This window comes from Metapseudomonas otitidis, assembly GCF_900111835.1.
In the GTDB taxonomy this organism is placed as follows: domain Bacteria; phylum Pseudomonadota; class Gammaproteobacteria; order Pseudomonadales; family Pseudomonadaceae; genus Metapseudomonas; species Metapseudomonas otitidis.
The window spans coordinates 170573-190441 of record NZ_FOJP01000016.1 but is presented as its reverse complement, the minus strand read 5'-3'; the positions used below and the strand labels follow the sequence as shown (position 1 = coordinate 190441).

Here is a 19869-nt window from a genome sequence, read left to right as displayed (position 1 = left end):
CGGTTCCTGGGGCGAACCCGCGAGGGGCTTAGAGCGGACGGCCGATGCCGTTGCAGGCGCTGGGGTTGCCGATGGCCAGGGAATTGGTCGGCAGCGCGAAGGTGGTGCGGATGGCGTCCTTCCAGGCGGTGGTGAGCGGGATCAGCTTGTTGGCGACGATCTCGTCATCGTTGTTGTTGCGGGCGTTCAGGCCGTAGTGGCGAAGGAGAAAAGCTCGGATAGCCAGCATGTCGGCTCTGTCTTGGTAGCACTGGCTGAATACTAGATAGGTGTAGCCGACGATGCTGTAGCCGGTGGCGGGGTTGGCCAGGACCGCGGCCCACTTGGAAGGATCGGCACGGTCAGCGGCGGTGGAGGGCGGCGCGAAGTTGCTTAAAGGAACACTAACCCGCCCAACCGCCGGCAGGTTGCCGTTGACCTTGGCGACCACGGCGGGGTTGGTGGCATCGATGTCTGCCGGGCCAACGTAGCCGATGGCACCTTCGGTGGCGGCCACGGTGCTGGCCATATAGCCGTCGCTGCTCACAGCCACGGCACCGGCCGGCACACCGCCAAGGGCGGCGCTGGCGAAGGTGCTGCTGACGCCGAACTGGCCGGCACACTGGCTGTTCAGGTGGCGGGTGAAGATCTCGGAGGTGCCGCTGCTGGTACCACGATAGACCACGGTGATCGGGCCGGACGCGCTGCTGATCTGCATCCAGTCAGTGATGTAGCCGGCAAAGATGCCGCACAACTGGGCGCTGGTCAGGTTCAGCGAAGTGACACCGACTTTCTTATAGGGGATGGCGATCGAGATTATGGCGGAGGGGATCTGTACCAGCGGGCCCCAGTTGTTGGCATCGGTAGCGGGCACGGCCGGGGACTGGTGGGCATTCTTGTAGGCCAGCAGTTCGGCGGCGCTCAGTACGGAGTCACTGCCGGCGTAGTCGACGGTGGTGCCGCTGGGCAGGTTGAGCTTGGTGGCGTCGTTGTTCAGCACGGCAGCCTTGCCGGCGCCGCTGCCCACGCCGATGTAGGCGTTGAAGCCGGACGGCAGCACGGTGGCGGTGTTGTACAGGCCCTGCGGCAGGGTGGCACCGCCACCGACGACGGCCGCCATGGCCTGGGCGGAACACAGGCCGGCGACGGCCAGGGAAACAGCGAGAGCATTGCGCATGAGGGATTCCTTTCTAGGTGCCAGGGACCAAGCCTGGTGCAGGCGGCTACCTGGCCGGGATCGTCCTGAAGGTCGTTTCCGCCGCGTGGCGGCAGGGTCAGCGGTCAATCGGCATTGAGCCTTGACTACCGAACCGGAGAACCGGCAATGGCGCGAGGCCATTGCCGGTTCTTGGGGCGAACCCGCGAGGGGCTTAGAGCGGACGGCCGATGCCGTTGCAGGCGCTGGTGTTGCCGATGGCCAGGGAACTGCCCGGCAGCGCGAAGGTGGTGCGGATGGCGTCTTTCCAGGCGGCTGTGAGCGGGATCAGTTTGTTGGCGACGATCTCGTCATCGTTGTTGCTGCTGGCGTTCAGGCCGTAGTGACGGTTGAGGAAGGTGCGGATGGCGATGGTGTCGGTGCTGTCCTTGTAGCACTGGCTGAACACCAGGTTGGTGTAGCCGACGATACTGTAGCCGGTGGCGGGGTTGGCCAGGACCGGGGCCCACTTGGCGGGATCGGCACGGTCAGCTGCGGTGGAGGGCGGCGCGAAGTTGCTCAGGGCGATGGTGACGTTGCCCACGGTGGGGAGGTTGCCATTGACCTTGGCGACCACGGCGGGGTTGGTGGCGTCCACGTCTTCCGGGCCGACGTAGCCGATGGCGCCATCGGTGGCGGCCACGGTGCTGGCCATCTGGGCGCTGCCGCTCACGGCCACGGCACCGGCCGGCACACCGCCGAGGGCGGCGCTGGTGAAGGTGCTGCTGACGCCGAACTGGCCTGCACACTGGCTGTTCAGGTGGCGGGTGAAGATCTCGGAGGTGCCGCTGCTGGTGCCACGGTAGACCACGGTGATCGGGCCGGAGGCGCTGCTGATCTGGCTCCAGTTGGTGATGTTGCCGGAGAAGATGCCGCACAGCTGGGCGCTGGTCAGGTTCAGCGAGGTGACGCCGGCTTTCTTGTAGGGAATGGTGACCGAGGTGGCCGCCGAGGGGATCTGTACCAGCGGGCCCCAGTTGTTGGCATCGGTAGCGGGCACGGCCGGGGACTGGTGGGCATTCTTGTAGGCCAGCAGTTCGGCGGCGCTCAGTACGGAGTCACTGCCGGCGTAGTCGACGGTGGTGCCGCTGGGCAGGTTGAGCTTGGTGGCGTCGTTGTTCAGCACGGCAGCCTTGCCGGCGCCGCTGCCCACGCCGATGTAGGCGTTGAAGCCGGACGGCAGCACGGTGGCGGTGTTGTACAGGTTCTGCGGCAGGGTGGCACCGCCACCGACGACGGCCGCCATGGCCTGGGCGGAACACAGGCCGGCGACGGCCAGGGAAACAGCGAGAACGTTGCGCTTGAACATGAGGAAGCTCCTTTCATCGTGTCTGGACGTGGATGGTTCGCTGTCGAGCGGGTCATGGCCGGTCGGGCGCATTCCAGAAGCCCGGTGCGGCTCGGCCATGGCACTGACAGTCGCAGCCACGGGTGACAGGCAAAGGAAAAAACCTCGGGAGCACGAGGCGCTCAAGAACGGGAGTGTTCGGGGGTGCGTGCAACCTGCCTGACATGACAGGGCGCTGCGGCAAGGAAGTATTCCGGGAGGGTGGCTGGGAGACCGCTCGGGGCGGGGGCTGGCGGGCAGGACATGACAGTGGCGTGAACCCGAGCCTGCCCGGCCGCAGGCTCTGGAGCCTGGGCCGGGAGTCGCTCGGCGATCAGGGGTGCAGCGACTCGACCCCCAGTTCATCCCACACGGCTTCGGCCAGGTGGAAGGTGGCGTTGGCGGCGGGGATGCCGCAGTAGATGGCGCTCTGCATGATCACTTCCTTGATCTCGTCGCGGGTGACGCCGTTGTTCTTTGCGGCGCGCAGGTGCAGCTTCAGCTCGCCCTCGCGGTTCATGCCGATGAGCATGGCGATGGTCACCAGGCTACGGGTGTGGCGCGGCAGGCCCGGGCGGGTCCAGATGTCGCCCCAGGCGTGGCGGGTGATCATTTCCTGGAACTCTTGGTTGAAGGGCGTGAGGTTCTGCAGGCTGCGGTCGACGTGGGCGTCGCCCAGTACGGCGCGGCGGACCTGCATGCCGGCTTCGTAGCGTTCTTTTTCGTCCATCGATGAGGGCCTCGAACAGGGTCGCGGAAAGGCGACGCGGCATCCGCGTCGGGAAAGCGGTAGCCCGGGCTTCAGCCCGGGGTAATCCGGCGCGCACTCAGGCGCTGAGGAAGGCCAGTACGCGCTGGCTGAAGGCCTCACCGGCCTGCACGTTGGACAGGTGGGCGGCCGGGAACTCGACGAGTTCGGCGCCGGCGATGTGCGCCTGCATGAAGCGGCCGTGCTCGGGGGTGGTGACCGGGTCGCCGCTGCCGCAGACCACCAGGGCCGGGGCATGGATGACAGCGAGCTGCTCGCGGAAGTCCGCGTCGCGCACGGCGGCGCAGTTGGCGGCGTAGCCCTGGGGCGAGGTGCGCGCCAGCATGCCGACGATGGCCTCGACCTTCTCCGGCTGCGCCTCGGCGAAGTCCGGGGTGAACCAGCGGGAAATGGAGGCGTCGCGCAGGTCGGCCATGGCCTGGGCCCCACCCGCCAGCACGGCGTCGATGCGCGGGTTCCACACCTCGGGGGTACCGATCCTGGCGGCGGTGTTGCACAGCACCAGGCGCTGGATGCGCTCGGGGGCGTTGATGGCCAGCCACTGGCCGATCAGCCCGCCCATGGACAGGCCACAGAAATGCGCCTTGGGAATGTCCAGGGCATCCAGCAGGGCCAGCACGTCGCGGCCGAGCTGTTCGATGCGATAGGGGCCTTCGCTGACCAGGGACTGGCCATGGCCTCGGGTGTCGTAGCGCAGCACCCGGAAGTGCCGGGTAAAGGCCGGGACCTGGGCGTCCCACATGTGCAGGTCGGTGCCCAGGGAGTTGGACAGCACCAGCACCGGCGCTCCGGCCGGGCCTTCGAGGAGGTAGTTCAGGTCGCCATCGGCGAGACGTACGGCAGGCATGGAAAACTCCTAGCGCGGGAAAGTGGTGTGTTCAGCGAGGGCACGGTCCACCCAGCGGCGGGCCTGCCCGAGGTAATGGGCGGGGTCGAGCAGGCGGTCCAGCTCGGCGGCGGACAGCTCGGCGGTAACCTCGGCGCAGGCACCGAGCACGGCGCGCAGGTGAGCGCCCTCCTTCACCGCCTGGCGGCAGCACTGCTCCACCCGATGGTGAGCGGCATCGCGGCCGATGCGCTGGGCCAGGGCGATGCTCACCGCTTCGGCCAGCACCAGCCCCTGGGTCAGGTCGAGGTTGTGGCGCATGCGCGCGGCATCCACTTCCAGGCCCGGCACCACCAGCAGCGCGTGCTGCAGAGCACCGGATACCAGGCAGCAGAGCTCCGGCAGGCTTTCCCATTCGGCGTGCCAGAGGCCGAGGCTGCGCTCGTGCTCCTGGGGCATGGCGGCGAACAGGGTGGCCACCAGGCCCGGTGCACGGGTGGCGGCGCCGATGAGCACGGCGGCGCTCACCGGGTTGCGCTTGTGGGGCATGGTGGACGAGCCGCCCTTGCCAGGTGCGGCGGGCTCGAAGAGTTCGCCGGCCTCGGTCTGCATCAGCAGGCTGAGGTCGCGCCCCAGCTTGCCCAGGGTGCCGGCGACCAGGCCCAGCAGGCTGGCGAACTCCACCAGGCGGTCACGCTGGGTGTGCCAGGGCTGGTCCGGCAGGTTCAGCGACAGCTCGACGGCCAGCGCTTCGGCCACCGGCCAGGCCTGTTCGCCGAGGGCGGCGAGGCTGCCGGAAGCGCCACCGAACTGCAGGCACAGCAGGCGCGGTTTGAGTTCCGCCAGGCGCTGGCGATGGCGGGTGACGGCGCCCAGCAGGCCGGCGAGCTTCATGCCGAGGGTCACCGGGGTGGCCTGCTGCAGCCAGGTGCGGCCGGCCAGCGGGGTGTCAGCGTGGCGCTCGGCCTGCTCGGCAAGGGCGTCGCCCAGGGCCGCGAGGTCGGCTTCGATCAGGCCGATGGCGGCACGCAGTTGCAGCACCAGGCCGCTGTCCATAGCGTCCTGGCTGGTGGCGCCCAGATGCACATAGCGCTCGGCCTCCGGGCTGGCCGCTGCGATGCGCTTGCCCAGGGCCTTGACCAGGGGGATGGCGGAGTTGCCGGCGGTGGCGATGGCCTGGGCCAGGGCGGAGAAGTCGTAGAAATCGGCGCGGCAGGCGGCTTCGATGGGTGCGACGGCCTCTCGGGGAATCAGCCCCACGCGGGCCTCGGCACGGGCCAGGGCGGCCTCGAAGTCGAGCATGCCCTGCACCCGGCCCTGGTCGCAGAAGATCGCGCGCATGGCCGGGGCGGTGAAGTAGGCGTCGAAGAGTTGGTTGCTCAAGGCGACCTCGTTGCAGCGGTTGGGGGTGGGCCTAGGTTGGCAGGGCGATGGGAGTGAATCCAGTCTGTCGAGTGGGCTTCAGTTGGGCCTCAGCCCACTCGACCGTGCTGGGGCGCAGTCGTGGTGGGCTGAAGCCCGCCCTGCGTCACTTCGACTGCTGGACACGCTCGATGGCCAGGGCCAGGCCCTGCCCTACCCCTACGCACATGGTGGCCAAGCCACGCTTGCCGCCGGACCTCTCCAGCTGGTGCAAGGCAGTCTGTACCAGGCGCGCGCCGCTGGCACCCAGGGGGTGGCCGAGGGCGATGGCGCCGCCGTTGGGGTTGACCTTCTCGCTGTCGTCGGGGAGGCCCAGCTCGCGCATCACGGCCAGCCCCTGGGCGGCGAAGGCTTCGTTGAGTTCGATGACGTCGAACTGGTCGATGCCCAGGTTGAGGCGCTCCAGCAGCTTGCGCACCGCCGGCACCGGGCCGATGCCCATGACCCGTGGCGCGACGCCGGCGCTGGCCATGCCGAGCACCTTGGCGCGCGGGGTGAGGCCGTGCTTCTTCACCGCCTCGGCGGAGGCCAGGATCAGCGCCACCGCGCCGTCGTTGACGCCCGAGGCGTTGCCGGCGGTGACGGTCTTGCCTTCGCCGTTGACCGGTTTCAGCTTGGCGAGGGCTTCCAGGGTGGTGTCCGGGCGTAGGTGCTCGTCGGTATCAACCACGGTGTCGCCCTTCCTGCCCTTGATCACCACCGGGACGATCTCCTCGGCGAAGAAGCCCTCGGCCTGGGCGCGCCCGGCGCGCTGCTGGCTGCGCAGGGCGAACAGGTCCTGGTCGGCGCGGGAGACCTGGTAGTCGTCGGCGACGTTGTCGGCGGTCTGCGGCATGGCGTCGACGCCGTACTGGGCCTTCATCAGCGGGTTGATGAAGCGCCAGCCGATGGTGGTGTCCTCGATCTTCTGGGTGCGGCCAAAGGCGCTGTCGGCCTTGCCCATCACGTAGGGCGCGCGGGACATGGATTCGACGCCACCCGCCAGGGCCAGCTCCATTTCACCCGAGGCGATGGCGCGGAAGGCGGTGCCCACCGCATCCATGCCCGAGGCGCAGAGGCGGTTGAGGGTGACGCCGGGAATGCTTTCCGGCAGGCCGGCCAGCAGCAGCGCCATGCGCGCGACGTTGCGGTTGTCCTCGCCGGCCTGGTTGGCGCAACCGAGGAAGACTTCGTCGACCTCGCTCCAGCGCACCTGGGGGTTGCGCTCGATCAGGGCCTTGAGCGGGATGGCCGCCAGGTCGTCGGCGCGCACGGGGGCCAGGGCGCCACCGAAGCGGCCGATGGGCGTGCGTGCGGCATCGCAGATGAAGACGTCGCGGCTCATTCCTCACCCCCTTGCTGGCCGTGGGCGGCCGCGGTGCGGGCTTCCAGGGCACGCAGGGCGCTCAGCTCCACCTCGTTGGGGGCGGCGGTCTCGGCCACCTGGTCGGCGAAGCGGATGGCCCAGCCGGTGTTGGCCACCACCTGCTCGCGGGTCACGCCCGGGTGCAGCGAGGTGACGATGAATTCGTGGGTGCCGGCTTCCGGCTCCATGATGCAGAGGTCGGTGATGATGGCCACCGGCCCCTTGCCGGGCAGGCCGAGCTGCTGGCGGTGGTCGCCGCCTTCGCCGTGGCCCACGGAGGTGATGAAGGCCAGCTTGTCGACGAAGGTGCGGTGGGACTGCTTGAGGATGATCAGCACCTCCTTGGCGGAACCGGCGATCTCCGGCGCGCCGCCGGCACCCGGCAGGCGCACCTTGGGGGTGTGGTAGTCGCCGATCACGGTGGTGTTGATGTTGCCGAAGCGGTCCACCTGGGCAGCGCCGAGGAAGCCGACGTCGATGCGCCCGCCCTGCAGCCAGTAGCGGAAGATCTCGCCGGTGGGGACCACGGTGTCGGCGGTCTCGGCCAGCTCGCCGTCGCCGATGGACAGCGGCAGCACGCTCGGCTTGGCCCCGATGGGGCCGGATTCGTAGATCAGGACCACGTCCGGGGACGAGGTCAGGCGCGCCAGGTTGGCAGCCTTGGACGGCAGGCCGATGCCGACGAAGCAGACGGCGCCGTTCTTCAGGCGACGGGCAGCCGCCACGGTCATCATTTCGTTGGTGCTGTACTGGGCGCTCATCACTTGGCCTCCGCAAGCTTCTGCTGGAACTGGGCGAAATCCTTGGTGCCACGGATGTATTCGTCGATCCAGGCGGTGAAGGTGTCGCGGTCGCGGGCGATGGGGTCCCAGGCCTGGTAGAAGCGGTTGTCGCGCTCGTAGTAGCCGTGGGCGTAGGACGGGCTGGCGCCGCCGGGGACGTGGCACACCGCGGTCAGTGCCCAGGTGGGCAGCACGCAGGCGTTCATCGGCGCATCGAGGTCGTCGACGATCTCTTCCACGGTGACGATGCAGCGCTTGGCCGCCAGGGCCGCTTCCTTCTGCACGCCGAGGATGCCCCAGAGCAGCACGTTGCCCTTGCGGTCGGCCTTCTGCGCGTGGATCACGGTGACGTCCGGGCGCACCGACGGCACGGCGGCGAGCGTCTCGCCGGTGAACGGGCACTCGATGAAGCGGATGTTCGGGTTGACCTTCGGCAGGTCGGAGCCGGCATAGGCACGCAGCACGGCGAACGGCAAACCGGAAGCGCCGGCCACGTAGGCGTTGGCCATGTCGGCGTGGCTGTGCTCGTCGAGTTCCAGGGCGTTGGGCCACTGCTTCTCCACCGCGTCACGCAGGCGGTGCAGGGAGCCCACGCCGGGGTTGCCGCCCCAGGAGAAGGTCAGCTTGCGGGCGCAGCCGGCGCCGATCAGCAGGTCGTAGACCAGGTCCGGGGTCATGCGCACCAGGTGCAGGTCTTTCTTGCCCTGGCGGATGATCTCGTGGGAGGCGGCGGTGGGAATCAGGTGGGTGAAGCCTTCGAGGGCTACCTTGTCGCCGTCGTTGATGAAACGCTCGACGGCCTCGCGGAGGGAAATGATTTCAGCCATGGTCGATCTCGTGTTGTTGTCCAGGGCGGCCTGGCGGCGCGCCCGTGGCGACACCCGGTGAAGCCACGTGCGGCGGGCCCGGGCCGGGGTCGGCTGGGGAGCAAGGTACCCCCCGCCTCCGGGTGTAACAATCCGATAATCGACTATTCGTTCGATAATCGAACGAATCCATGTTCGCCCTCTCCGGGGCTAGCGGCCCTCCTCGCGACGCTTGAGGTGGCGCGCATACCAGGGCCGCCGGGGCGTTCGTGGCAGCAGCCGGCTGACCAGGTCGTCCTCGCCGAAGGTGATCCGCAGGGCCAGCTTCATGGCCTCCACCTCCAGTTCACCGGCGCCGCCGCCGGCATCGCCCAGCCCGCCGCAGCCATGGGTCAGCGCGCCCAGCCAGGGGTCGCCCACCTCCACCCAGCGCCCCGGCGCGAACCAGCGCATGCCCTGGACCTCGCGCACCACCACCTCGCCGGGATGGGCGCGCTCGTGGGCGCGGTACCAGTCCTCGATGCGGTCGTCGATCCAGCCGTGGAAGCGCCAGAACACCGGGTTGACGTGGGATGAGAACGGGTCGCCGAGGTAGTCGTTGTCGGCGCGGAACCAGCGGGCGCCGTAGTCCACCTGGTCGCGGTCGCCGGGCAGCGGCATGCCGTTGGACGGGTCACGGGTGACAGTGGCCCAGCGCATGTGCAGCCAGTCGTGGATGTTCAGCTCCATCTCCGAGCCCAGTTGGGCGAGGGTCAGGCGCGCGAGGTAGTCCGGGTCCTGGTACTGCGACTCCCAGACCTGGAAGTTGCTGTAGAAGGCCTGGGCGGACTTGATGTCGTGCAGCCACTGGCCCAGTTCATCGTCGTCCCAGGCGAACCAGGCCGGCGGCACGGCGTTGCCGTCGTGGTTCTCCTGGTAGCGGATGAAGCCGATGCGGTCGTGCTCCAGGTACGGGCACGGCAACGGCAGCCGACTCCAGTTGGGCAGGCCCGGCTGCAGGCGGCGCGCCTTGGCCAGCATGTGCCGGTGCATGAAGAGGAAGTCCTCGCCGGAGCCGTTGAGGTGCTTTCGCCGGCCCCGTGCGCCGCGCTCGGCATCCCGTGGGCCGGGTTGCCAGCCGGCACCGCGCAGGGCATCGCGGCGACGGTCGTCGAGGCGGTGCCACTTGTCGCGGGTGGCGTGCCAGAGCTGGTGGAACAGGCGGTGCTCGGGGGACACCAGCCACTGCAGCAGCGCCGGCTCCAGGGGCGTCACCTGCCGCGCCTCGGGAAAGGCGCGCTTGCGGGCGACGAAGCGGCTGTCCGGCTCGGGCAGCACCAGGGGCCGGTCGATGCGGCGGATGCGCCCGCTCAGGCTGGCGTCACCGGCCTGGGCCCAGTTGCCCCAGACCTCGTCCAGCACGGCCTCCAGTTCATGGCTGGGGGCCGACCCGCCGGCCGGGACCAGGCGCCAGCGGATGCGCTTGCCGTCCTGGTCCACCACCTCGCCGAGCACCCGGTAGCGGGGTTCACCCGTGCCCCGCAGCGCGGTGCCCTGGTCGACGCAACCGCGCAGGGCCCGGCCGGTGGGGCCGATGTCCAGCAGCATCTGCACGCCCTCGCGGGGCAGCCCGTCCAGACCGCCGTCGAGGCCGTCGAAACGCAGGTCCCAGATGCCGCGCAACTGGGTGGCCAGGCGCAACCCGCCCCAATCGGCGGCATCCACCGTGGCCTCCCCCGGGGTTTCCACCTGGTCCGGTTCGAGGGTTTCGTCGTAATCCGGCTCACGCCGCGCGTACCACACCGCCGGTACCGCTGCGCCGGCCACCGCCAGCGCCCCCATGAACCCACGTCTGGAAAACCTCATCGCTACATCGCATCCGTGTCAGCCACGCCTATCACGCTAGAACGAGGTAACGGGGGGTAAATTTATGGCTGCTTTGCTGATACGTCCGGCATCAGGTTGATTACCGAGTTTTCGGGTGTTTTCTATTTCGCCCTCCCGGGCGAGCCCCTTTTGGCAATCGCCCCAAAAGGAGCCAAAAGGGCTTGCCCCGACATCCGGGCCCCGCTTCGCGGGACTTCCCTCGCTCCATCGTTGCTCCGGGGGCCGGCGCGATGGGCCATCCATGGCCTGGCGCGCCTCTCGCGGCATCCATGCCGCTCGTCCCCCTGCGCAACGACTCCGCTCGGCCTCCTGAAGGGGCAGGTTTCGCCGCCTCACTTTCCCGGCCACAGGAAAACTCTGGAGTGCGCTTCGGACACCGGTCGTTTCCTGCAACGGATCAACAGCACCCGATTCTAAATTTCCCCACCCTGCCCTCGTTCTTCCGACACGGGCACCCACCCCGGGTGCGCTCGGCATCAACCCCTGGCAACGAACGGGATGGCAATGAACACGACCCGCAAGGCCCTCTACCTGATCGCCCTGGCGATCCTCCTGGCGCTGGTCGCGGCAGCGACCTGGCACTTCTTCCTGCGGCAGGCCGCGCCCTACCCCCGGGACGTGATGCAGCACGCGGAGGAACTGCAGGAGCGCATCCTCTCCTTCGACAGCCACATCACCGTGCCCACCGACTTCGGAACCGAGGGCAACGAGGCGGACAAGGACGGCGAAGGCCAGTTCGACCTGGTCAAGGCCGGGCGCGGGCGTCTCTCCGGTGCGGCGCTGACCATCTTCGGCTGGCCGGAGATCTGGAACGGTCCTAACGCCCCCCATCGCCCTACAGCCGCCTTCGTCGACGAGGCGCGCCACCAGCAGGAGCTGCGCTACAGGATCATCAGCGGCCTGGTGCGCGACTTCCCCAACCAGGTCGGCATCGCCTACAGCCCCGAGGACTTCCGCCGCCTGCATGGCGAAGGCAAGTTCGCCATCGTCATCAGCATGCTCAACGCGTACCCGCTGGGCGAGGACCTGAACGCGCTGGACGCCTGGCACGCTCGCGGCATGCGCCTGTTCGGCTTCAGCTACGTCGGCAACAACACCTGGGCCGACTCCTCGCGCCCGCTGCCCTTCTTCAACGACACCGCCGATGCCCTCGGCGGCCTCTCGCCCCTCGGCAAGCAGGCGGTGAAGCGGCTCAACGACCTGGGCGTGGTGATCGACGTTTCGCAGATGTCCACCCTGGCCCTGGAAGACGTCGCCCGTCTCAGCCGCGCCCCCATCGTCGCCTCGCATTCGGCGCCCCGCGCGCTGGTGGACATTCCGCGCAACCTCAGCGACGCGGAGATGCAGCGGATCAAGGCAAGCGGCGGGGTGATCCAGGTGGTGGGCTTCCCCGCCTACCTCAAGCCCCTCTCGCAACCGACCCTGGACAAGCTCAACGCCCTGCGCGCGCGCTTCGACCTGCAGCCGCTCAACGGCCTGGCCAACGCGCTGATGCCGGGTGACCCGATCATCGCCATCTGGCCGGAACAGCGCTTCGGCGAATACGCCAGCGCGCTCTACGCCATCCTCGAGGAGGAGCCCCGCGCCAGCGTCAAGGAGCTGGTGGACGCCATCGATTACACCGTGCGCAAGGTCGGCATCGACCACGTGGGCATCGCCAGCGACTTCAACGACGGCGGCGGCGTCGAGGGCTGGATGAACGTCGGCGAGTCGCGCAACGTGACGGCCGAGCTGATCCAGCGCGGCTACTCCGACGCCGACATCGCCAAGCTATGGGGCGGCAACTTCCTGCGGGTGTGGGGCGAGGTGCAGCGCCTGGCCGCGCCGGCCCCCGCCGGGGAGGTGCGCCCATGAGCGACCGCCGCACCTTCCTCAAGCAGGCCGGCCTGCTGGCCGCCGCCCTGCCACTGGGCTCTGCCTTCGCCGGCAACGCCCAGGCCGCCCCATCGCCGAACCGCCCCGCCACGGACAAGTGGCTGGCCCTGCGCGAGCAGTTCGACCTCGATCCGGACTACCTGCACTTCTGCACCTTCCTCCTGGCCTCCCACCCGCGCGTGGTACGCGAGGCCATCGCCCACTTCCGCGCCCGGCTGGATGCCAACCCCGGCGAGGTGCTGGACTGGGACCGCGAGGAACTCTGGGGCTATGAAGACGAGGTCCGCGCCTGGGCCGGCCGCTACTTCGGCGTGCAGCCCGCGCAGGTGGCCCTCACCGGCAGCACCACCGATGGCCTGGCGATGATCTATGGCGGCCTGCAGGTGGCGCCTGGCAAGGAGATCCTCGTCAGCGCCCACGAGCACTACTCCACCAACACCCGCCTGGAGTACCGCGAGCGCCTCATGGGCACGCCGGTGCGGCGCGTCACCCTGTTCAAGGACCCACACCTGGCCACGGTGGACGAGATGCTCCACAACATCCGCCAGGCGATCCGCCCCGAGACCCGCGTACTGGGCATGACCTGGGTGCAGTCCGGCAGCGGCGTGAAGCTGCCGGCGCGCGAAGTCGGCCAGCTGGTGCGGGAACTCAACCAGGGCCGCGACGAAGCGGACCGCCTCCTCTACGTGGTGGACGGCGTGCACGGCTTCGGCGTCGAGGACCTGAACTTCGCCGATTTCAACTGCGACTACTTCATCGCCGGCACCCACAAATGGCTGTTCGGCCCCCGTGGCACCGGCGTGATCATCGCCCGCGACCCGCAGCCCCAGGCCCACCTGGTGCCCAGCACGCCGACCTTCACCAAGGGCGAGACCTTCGGCACCCTGATGACCCCCGGTGGCTACCACGCCTTCGACCATCGCCTGGCGGTGGGCTCGGCCTTCGAGCTGCACCTGCAACTGGGCAAGGCCGACGTCCAGTCGCGCATCCACCAGCTCAACGACTACCTCAAGGCGCGCCTGGCCGAGCACCCCAAGGTGCAGCTGGTCACGCCGCGCAGCCGCGAGCTGTCCTCGGGCTTCACCTTCTTCCGTGTCGAGGGCCGCGACTGCGACGCCGTCGCCCGCTACCTGCTGGAGCGCAAGGTGATCAGCGACGCCGTGGACCGCGACGTCGGCCCCGTGGTGCGCCTGGCCCCCAGCCTGCTCAACGACGAAGCGCAGATCGACCGGGTGATGGCCCTCCTCGCCCCCCAGCTCGCCTGACCCATTCCCTTCGAGAGAATCGCCATGCCTGCAACCCAACCCCTGGCCCTGGTCGTCGCCCTGCTCGTCAGCGCACCGGCCCTGGCCGCCGACGCCAAGCAACCCGGCAGCCTGTTCAAGGACTGCAAGAACTGCCCCGAAATGGTGGTGCTGCCCGCCGGCAGCTTCACCATGGGCACCCCGGAGAACGAAGTGGGCCGCCAGCCCGACGAGGGCCCGCTGCACACCGTGACCTTCGCCAGGCCCTTCGCCATCAGCAAGTTCCAGGTGCTGGCCCGCGAATGGGACGCCTACATGAAGGAAGCCCGCATCACCCTCCCCGACGGCGACGACCGCCCCGGCCGCCGCTGCACCAACGGCAAGCCCAGCTACCCCCAGGGCCCGGACCAGCCCGCCGTGTGCATGGACCATGACGAGGCCCGGGCCTACGTCGCCTGGTTGTCGAAGAAGACCGGCAAGCACTACCGCCTGCTCAGCGAAGCCGAGCGCGAGTACGCCGCCCGCGCCGGCAGCGAAGGCCCGTTCCCCTTCCCCTTCGACGAAGGCAAGGACTACAGCATCGCCCAGCACGCCAACACCTACGGCGCCGCCGACGGCTTCAACTACACCTCCCCGGCCGGCAGCTTCCCGGCCAACGCCTTCGGCGTCTACGACATGCACGGCAACGTCTACGAATGGGTGGCCGACTGCCTGCACGACAGCTACGTCGGCGCCCCCAGCGATGGCAGCGCGTGGGAGGAAGCCAACTGCGAGTACCGCCACATCCGCGGCAACGACTACAGCGAGCCGCCGATCTTCTCCCGCTCGGGCAACCGCAACTACCGCGAGCCCTACGTGCGCGGCGACTGGCTGGGGCTGCGAGTGGCGCGGGAGTTGTGAGCACTACCAGGCTGTTGAAAAACTAACTACGTTGCCGCTACGGCGTTGAAAACGCCCTCAAAATGCTCATTTACCCCACGTAAACTGCGCTTTTTCGGCCGTTTTCGCCTTGCATCGGCTGCCTCGTCTACGTTTTTCAACGGCCTGCTACTGCCCACGCCGCCACCGGCGGCTAAATCAGGCGCCTTGCGGCGCGTCTACTCCATGAGGTCGCGCCGCCCGGAACACGCCACGGTCGCGGGTCGCCCGACCCGCCTTCCCGTGCCCCCATCCGGACCTGCCCATGAACACACATTCCCCCGGCGCCCTGCGTGAACTGCTCACCCTGATCCGGCCCTATCGCGGCCTGGTCGCCCTCTCCATCGCCCTCGGCATCCTCGGCGGCTTCAGCGTCACCGCGCTGCTGGCCACCATCAACGGCCTGCTGCACGCCGAAGGCAGCCTGACCAGCGGCACCCTGCTGACCTTCATCGGCCTCTGCGCCCTGGCGCTGGCCTGCTCCATCGGCTCGGACATGGGCACCAACTACGTCGGTCAGCACGTCATCGCCACCCTGCGCCAGGACCTGGGGCGCAAGGTGCTCTGCGCGCCCATCGAGCAGATCGAACGCTACCGCAGCCACCGCCTGATCCCGGTGCTGACCCACGACGTGGACACCGTCAGCGACCTGGCCTTCGCCTTCGCCCCCCTGGCCATCTCGCTGACGGTCACCACCGGCTGCCTGGGCTACCTCGCCTGGCTGTCCTGGCCGATGTTCCTGGTCACCGCCTTCGCCGTGCTGCTGGGCACTGCCATCCAGTACCTGGCCCGGCTGCGCGGCATCCACGGCTTCAACGCCGCGCGCGAAGCCGAGGACGAACTGCAGAAGCACTACAGCGGCATCGCCTCCGGCGCCAAGGAACTGCGCATCAGCCGCCCGCGCCGCCAGCGCATGTTCGGCGAGCGCATCCAGCGCACCGCCGACTACATCCGCGACACCCACGTGCGCTCCATCAACATCTTCGTGATCGCCAAGAGCCTCGGCTCGATGCTGTTCTTCGTGGTCATCGGGCTGCTGCTGGTGATCCAGCAGGCCTGGAACCTGGCGGACGCCGTGGCCACCAGCGGCTTCGTGCTGGTGCTGCTGTACATGAAGGGCCCGCTGGAGCACCTAGTCTCCACCCTGCCCATCGTCAGCCGCGCGCAGATCGCCTTCCGCCGCATCGGTGAACTCTCCGCGCAGTTCTCCTCCCCCGAGCCCTACCTGCTGCTGGAGGCCCCCGACGTACCGGACCGGCAGCTACAGAGCCTGGAGCTCAAGGGCGTGCGCTTCGCCTTCCCGCCGGTGGAGGGCGCCGCGCCCTTCGCCCTGGGCCCCATCGACCTGCGCATCGAGCAGGGCGAGATCCTCTTCATCGTCGGCGAGAACGGCTGCGGCAAGACCACCCTGATCAAGCTGCTGCTGGGCCTCTACACCCCGGACCAGGGCGAGATCCTGCTGGATGGCCAGGCCGTCACCGCCCGCACCCGGGATGACTACCGCCAGCTGTTCACCACGGTGTTCGCCGACTACTACCTGTTCGACGACCTGCTCCACGGCGGCGACGCCATCCCAGCGGATGCGGACAAGTACCTGCAACGCCTGGAGATCGCCCACAAGGTGCAGATCCGCGACGGCGCCTTCACCACCACCGACCTCTCCACCGGCCAGCGCAAGCGCCTGGCGCTGGTCAACGCCTGGCTGGAACGGCGCCCGGTGCTGGTGTTCGACGAATGGGCCGCCGACCAGGACCCGACCTTCCGCCGCATCTTCTATACCGAGCTGCTGCCCGAGCTGAAACGCCTGGGCAAGACCATCATCGTCATCAGCCATGACGACCGGTATTTCGAGCTGGCCGATCAGCTCATCCAACTGCGAAATGGCACTGCCGTGAGCAGCCGCCAGCCGGCGTGAAAAAAAGTTTTCCGGTTTCCGGGCGGTCTTCCGTCCTACTAAATGCGAACACTACTCACTATTAAAAACTGGACCATCTCGATGACGAAGTCTCTTTCACCCCGTTTGAAGGTCATGCTTCATCGCTCACTGCGCCCCACCCTGCTCGCCAGCAGCATCGGCCTCGCGCTCAGCGCGCCCTACGCCAGCCTGGTGCAAGCCCAGGAGATCAACCTCGACATCCCCGCCCAATCCCTGTCGAGCGCGCTCCAGGAGCTCGGTCGTCAAGGCAACCTGCAGATCCTCTACAGCCCGAGCCTGGTCAACAACCAGCGCACCCAGGCCATCAAGGGCCGCTACGAGCCCGCGGTCGCACTGGACATGCTGCTGCGCGGCAAGGGCATCAGCTACCAAGTCAACGGCAACAGCGTCACCCTCAGCGCCGCTGACCAGAGCACCCTGGAGCTGGGCGCCACCTCCGTGGTCTCCACCGGCCTGGGGGCCACCACCGAGGGCACCGGCTCCTACACCACCGGCGCCACCGGCACGGCGACCAAGCTGCCGCTGTCCATCCGCGAGACCCCGCAATCGGTCAGCGTGATCACCAGCCAGCGCATCCGTGACCAGAAGATGAACAGCTTGGAAGACGTGCTGACCAACGCCCCTGGCGTGCTCTACAAGAAGAAGAGCAACTCCTCGGACGACGAAGTGGGCATCTTCTCCCGCGGCATGAAGATCGAGAACTTCCAGGTGGACGGCATCCCCACCGTCTTCGAACCGGCGATGAGCAGCCAGTCCAACGACATGGCCGTCTACGACCGGGTCGAAGTGGTGCGCGGCGCCACCGGCCTGCTGGGCGGCATCGGCCAGCCCTCGGCCACCATCAACATGGTGCGCAAGCGCCCCACCAGCGACTTCGCCGCCTCGATCCAGGGCAGCGCCGGCTCCTGGGACAACTACCGCACCGAAGTGGACGTCTCCGGCCCGATGAACGAGCAAGGCACCCTGCGCGGCCGCATGGTGACGGCGTACCAGACTGCCAATTCCTTCGTCGACCGCCTCAGCACCGAGCGCAAGGTGGCCTACGGCATCATCGAAGCCGACCTCAGCGACCGCGACACCATCAGCCTCGGTCTCGACTACCAGGAGCGCAATTGCGACGCCTGCGGCTACTTCGGCTTCCCGGCGTTCTACAGCAACGGCCAGCGCACCGACTTCAAGCGCTCGTTCAACTCCGCCGCCGACTGGAGCCATGCGGACCGCCAGCGCACCTCGATCTTCGGCACCTACGAGCACCGTTTCGACAACGACTGGCTGGCCAAGGTCGCCGTCACCAACGTGCGCGACCGCAACGACGTGGAGTACGGCTGGTTCAGCAGCAACGGCTACCCCGACCAGCAGACCGGCGCCGGCACCGGCCTGTACTTCGCCAAGTGGCCGAGCAAACCCGAGCAGAACTCGGTGGACGCCTACGCCTCCGGCCCCTTCAGCCTGTTCGGCCGTGAGCACGAACTGGTGGTGGGCGCCAGCGCCATGCGCTATCGCAGCAACACCGGCGCCTACCCGCTGTGGGCCTTTCGCAACGGCGCCGGTGGCAGTTGGGACCCGGCCATCCCCAACGTCTACGACTGGCGTGGCGACATCACCAAGCCGCCGTTCAACCGCATCGGCGATCTGAAGTACAGCCAGCGCCAGTACGCGGCCTACACCACCGCCCGGTTCAAGCCCACCGACGACCTGTCGCTGATCCTCGGCACCCGCCTCAGCTACTTCAAGGTGGACCAGACCTCCGCCTACTACGGCTACGAGCCCACCCACATGAAGAAGCGCGAGACCGGCGAAGTCACCCCCTACGCCGGCATCGTTTACGACCTGGACGACACCTACTCGGTCTATGCCAGCTACACCAGCATCTACAAGCCGCAGTCGAGCCGGACCGTCGAAGGCAACTTCATGGACCCCACCGAAGGCGACAGCTACGAAGTGGGCACCAAGGCCGAGTACTACGACGGCAAGCTGAACCTCACCGCCGCCCTGTTCGAGTCCAAGCTCAGCAACTACGCGGTCGGCACCGGCCTGTACGACGCCTTCGACAACGAACTGGTGAAGCCCACCAAGATCAAGGTCAAGGGCATCGAGCTGGAGGCCACGGGTGAGCTGATGCCGGGCTGGCAAGTGCAGGCCGGCTACAGCCACGTGAACACCTACTACCCCCAAGGCGTCGACGTGAACGTGGGCTTCCCGCGCAACACCCTCAAGCTATTCACCACCTACGACCTGACCGGCGACCTCAATCGCCTCACCGTCGGCGGTGGCGTGCGCTGGGAGAGCGCCACCAGCTACTACGACAAGGAGATCAACGCGACCGCCACCCAAGGCAGCTACGCCCTCGTGGACCTGCTGGCACGCTACCGCTTCGACGAGCACTTCACCGGCAGCCTCAACGTCAACAACCTGTTAGACAAGAAGTACTACGTCAGCACCAGCGTCTACAGCGATCTGTACGGCGACCCCCGCAGCCTGACCGCCAGCCTGCGCTGGGAATACTGAAGGTTCGGCTAACGAATAGGCCGCTTCACTCGAAGCGGCCTTTTTCATTTCGGCCCAAAAGCCCGGCTCCCCTAGCGTAATGAAACTCCGCTCAGCGGCGCTCGAATGCCTCCTGCAACAGCCCCGCCAGCTCCGCGTACACTGTGTCGATGATCGGGGTGACTCCGCGCAGGCGCATGAAGTCGTGGGTTAGACCGGGGTATTCGCGCAGCGTCACCGCCACACCTTCGTGCTGCAGCCGCTGAGCAAAGGCGCGGCCTTCGTCCAGCAGTGGATCGAGCCCGGCCAGGGCGACGATGGCGGGCGCAACGCCTTCAAGGCTCGGGGTCAGCAATGGCGAGAAGCGCCAGTCATAGCGATCCTCCGGACTCCTTGCATAAAGCCCGTAGAACCACTCCAGCGTGTCACTCTCCAGCAGGTAGCCTTCGCTGAACAACTCCATGGAACTGCTGCGACGCGATGCGTCAGCCACGGGATAGCAGAGCAGTTGGGCAATCGGGACGATGGCCTGCGACTGCGCCGGGCGGACCGCCTGTATTGCCAGCACTGCGGCCAGCGTGGCCCCGGCGCTGTCGCCAGCGAAAACCACGCGCTGCGGATCGAGCCCCAACTCACGGCCGTGCTTGGCCAGCCAGCCGAGCGCATCGACCGCGTCGTCCAGGGCGGTGGGAAAGCGCGCCTCGGGCGCCAAGCGATAATCCACCGCCAGCACGGCGCAGGCGACCCGCGCGCAGAACTCGCGGCATACGCCGTCGTGGCTGTCGAGGCTACCGACTACGTAGCCACCACCATGTAGGTACAGCAGTACCGGCGCCGGAGCGGTACCGCCGGATCTGGTTCGGTAGAGCCGCAGGTCCCGTTGTGCGCCATCCCGGGTGGCAAAACGCAGCTCATCCACCTGGACGTCCTCCGGCGCCGCCCAGCGCAACTGGCGGGAGGTTTCCGCAAAGATCGAACGGGCCTGTTCGACCGTCATTTCGTGCAGCGCGCCGTTCAGGCTGCGGCCGTCTTCGGCCAGCTCAAGAAAGGCTTCGAGTTCGGGGTTCAACGACATATTCAACCTATTCGCAT

General features: G+C 68.0%; 15 protein-coding genes. 5 read left to right on the top strand and 10 right to left on the bottom strand.

The window, feature by feature from the left end; translation table 11 throughout:
* Positions 1-28 precede the first annotated feature (28 nt).
* The 9 genes from BM198_RS21385 to pvdP form a co-directional block, all read right to left on the bottom strand.
* The gene (locus BM198_RS21385) at positions 29-1156 is read right to left on the bottom strand and encodes a substrate-binding domain-containing protein (protein ID WP_074972222.1); all 1128 of its coding nucleotides are present in this window, start codon (positions 1154-1156) and stop codon (positions 29-31) included.
* A 193-nt stretch (positions 1157-1349) separates the two neighbouring features.
* On the bottom strand, positions 1350-2483 hold the full coding sequence (locus tag BM198_RS21380; RefSeq protein ID WP_074972220.1) for a substrate-binding domain-containing protein: 1134 nt from the start codon (positions 2481-2483) through the stop codon (positions 1350-1352).
* Between the two features lie 352 nt (positions 2484-2835).
* Positions 2836-3231, bottom strand: a complete 396-nt coding sequence (gene pcaC, locus BM198_RS21375) for a 4-carboxymuconolactone decarboxylase (protein ID WP_074972218.1) — start codon at positions 3229-3231, stop codon at positions 2836-2838.
* Between the two features lie 97 nt (positions 3232-3328).
* Positions 3329-4117 carry a 3-oxoadipate enol-lactonase gene (gene pcaD / locus BM198_RS21370; RefSeq protein WP_074972217.1) on the bottom strand — a complete coding sequence of 263 codons (789 nt, stop codon included), beginning with the start codon at positions 4115-4117 and terminating at the stop codon, positions 3329-3331.
* 9 nt (positions 4118-4126) lie between these two features.
* The gene (locus tag BM198_RS21365; RefSeq protein ID WP_074972215.1) at positions 4127-5479 is read right to left on the bottom strand and encodes a 3-carboxy-cis,cis-muconate cycloisomerase; all 1353 of its coding nucleotides are present in this window, start codon (positions 5477-5479) and stop codon (positions 4127-4129) included.
* 145 nt (positions 5480-5624) lie between these two features.
* Entirely contained in the window at positions 5625-6842 is a 1218-nt protein-coding gene (gene pcaF, locus BM198_RS21360; RefSeq protein ID WP_074972213.1) for a 3-oxoadipyl-CoA thiolase, read from the bottom strand.
* Positions 6839-7624, bottom strand: coding sequence for a CoA-transferase subunit beta (locus BM198_RS21355; RefSeq protein WP_044399351.1), 786 nt, complete (start codon positions 7622-7624; stop codon positions 6839-6841). Before BM198_RS21355 ends, pcaF begins: the two co-directional genes overlap by 4 nt.
* Positions 7624-8472 (bottom strand): CoA transferase subunit A, encoded by an 849-nt coding sequence (locus BM198_RS21350; protein WP_074972211.1) that lies wholly within the window; start codon positions 8470-8472, stop codon positions 7624-7626. Before BM198_RS21350 ends, BM198_RS21355 begins: the two co-directional genes overlap by 1 nt.
* Before the next feature lie 189 nt (positions 8473-8661).
* Positions 8662-10296, bottom strand: coding sequence for a pyoverdine maturation tyrosinase PvdP (gene pvdP, locus BM198_RS21345; RefSeq protein WP_074972209.1), 1635 nt, complete (start codon positions 10294-10296; stop codon positions 8662-8664).
* A 519-nt stretch (positions 10297-10815) separates the two neighbouring features.
* Here pvdP and pvdM point away from each other — a divergent pair.
* From pvdM to BM198_RS21315, 5 genes are all read left to right on the top strand, one after another.
* Entirely contained in the window at positions 10816-12171 is a 1356-nt protein-coding gene (gene pvdM, locus BM198_RS21335; protein WP_074972206.1) for a pyoverdine-tailoring dipeptidase-like protein PvdM, read from the top strand.
* A complete protein-coding gene (gene pvdN, locus BM198_RS29800; protein ID WP_074972204.1) occupies positions 12168-13457 on the top strand; it encodes a pyoverdine-tailoring periplasmic protein PvdN in 1290 nt (429 codons plus the stop codon). Before pvdM ends, pvdN begins: the two co-directional genes overlap by 4 nt.
* A gap of 24 nt (positions 13458-13481) precedes the next feature.
* A complete protein-coding gene (pvdO, locus tag BM198_RS29795; protein ID WP_074972201.1) occupies positions 13482-14336 on the top strand; it encodes a dihydropyoverdine dehydrogenase in 855 nt (284 codons plus the stop codon).
* A gap of 283 nt (positions 14337-14619) precedes the next feature.
* Entirely contained in the window at positions 14620-16269 is a 1650-nt protein-coding gene (locus tag BM198_RS21320; RefSeq protein WP_074972199.1) for a cyclic peptide export ABC transporter, read from the top strand.
* 81 nt (positions 16270-16350) lie between these two features.
* Entirely contained in the window at positions 16351-18798 is a 2448-nt protein-coding gene (locus BM198_RS21315) for a TonB-dependent siderophore receptor (RefSeq protein ID WP_167368483.1), read from the top strand.
* Between the two features lie 91 nt (positions 18799-18889).
* Here the strand turns inward: BM198_RS21315 and BM198_RS21310 are convergent, their stop codons facing one another.
* A complete protein-coding gene (locus BM198_RS21310; RefSeq protein ID WP_074972195.1) occupies positions 18890-19852 on the bottom strand; it encodes an alpha/beta hydrolase in 963 nt (320 codons plus the stop codon).
* Positions 19853-19869 lie beyond the last annotated feature (17 nt).

Coding starts and splice junctions, on each gene's coding strand:
- BM198_RS21385 (WP_074972222.1), bottom strand. CDS start 1,156: ATGCGCAATGCTCTCGCTGTTTCCCTGGCCGTCGCCGGCCTGTGTTCC.
- BM198_RS21380 (WP_074972220.1), bottom strand. CDS start 2,483: ATGTTCAAGCGCAACGTTCTCGCTGTTTCCCTGGCCGTCGCCGGCCTG.
- pcaC (WP_074972218.1), bottom strand. CDS start 3,231: ATGGACGAAAAAGAACGCTACGAAGCCGGCATGCAGGTCCGCCGCGCC.
- pcaD (WP_074972217.1), bottom strand. CDS start 4,117: ATGCCTGCCGTACGTCTCGCCGATGGCGACCTGAACTACCTCCTCGAA.
- pcaF (WP_074972213.1), bottom strand. CDS start 6,842: ATGAGCCGCGACGTCTTCATCTGCGATGCCGCACGCACGCCCATCGGC.
- BM198_RS21355 (WP_044399351.1), bottom strand. CDS start 7,624: ATGAGCGCCCAGTACAGCACCAACGAAATGATGACCGTGGCGGCTGCC.
- BM198_RS21350 (WP_074972211.1), bottom strand. CDS start 8,472: ATGGCTGAAATCATTTCCCTCCGCGAGGCCGTCGAGCGTTTCATCAAC.
- pvdP (WP_074972209.1), bottom strand. CDS start 10,296: ATGAGGTTTTCCAGACGTGGGTTCATGGGGGCGCTGGCGGTGGCCGGC.
- pvdM (WP_074972206.1), top strand. CDS start 10,816: ATGGCAATGAACACGACCCGCAAGGCCCTCTACCTGATCGCCCTGGCG.
- pvdN (WP_074972204.1), top strand. CDS start 12,168: ATGAGCGACCGCCGCACCTTCCTCAAGCAGGCCGGCCTGCTGGCCGCC.
- pvdO (WP_074972201.1), top strand. CDS start 13,482: ATGCCTGCAACCCAACCCCTGGCCCTGGTCGTCGCCCTGCTCGTCAGC.
- BM198_RS21320 (WP_074972199.1), top strand. CDS start 14,620: ATGAACACACATTCCCCCGGCGCCCTGCGTGAACTGCTCACCCTGATC.
- BM198_RS21315 (WP_167368483.1), top strand. CDS start 16,351: ATGACGAAGTCTCTTTCACCCCGTTTGAAGGTCATGCTTCATCGCTCA.
- BM198_RS21310 (WP_074972195.1), bottom strand. CDS start 19,852: ATGTCGTTGAACCCCGAACTCGAAGCCTTTCTTGAGCTGGCCGAAGAC.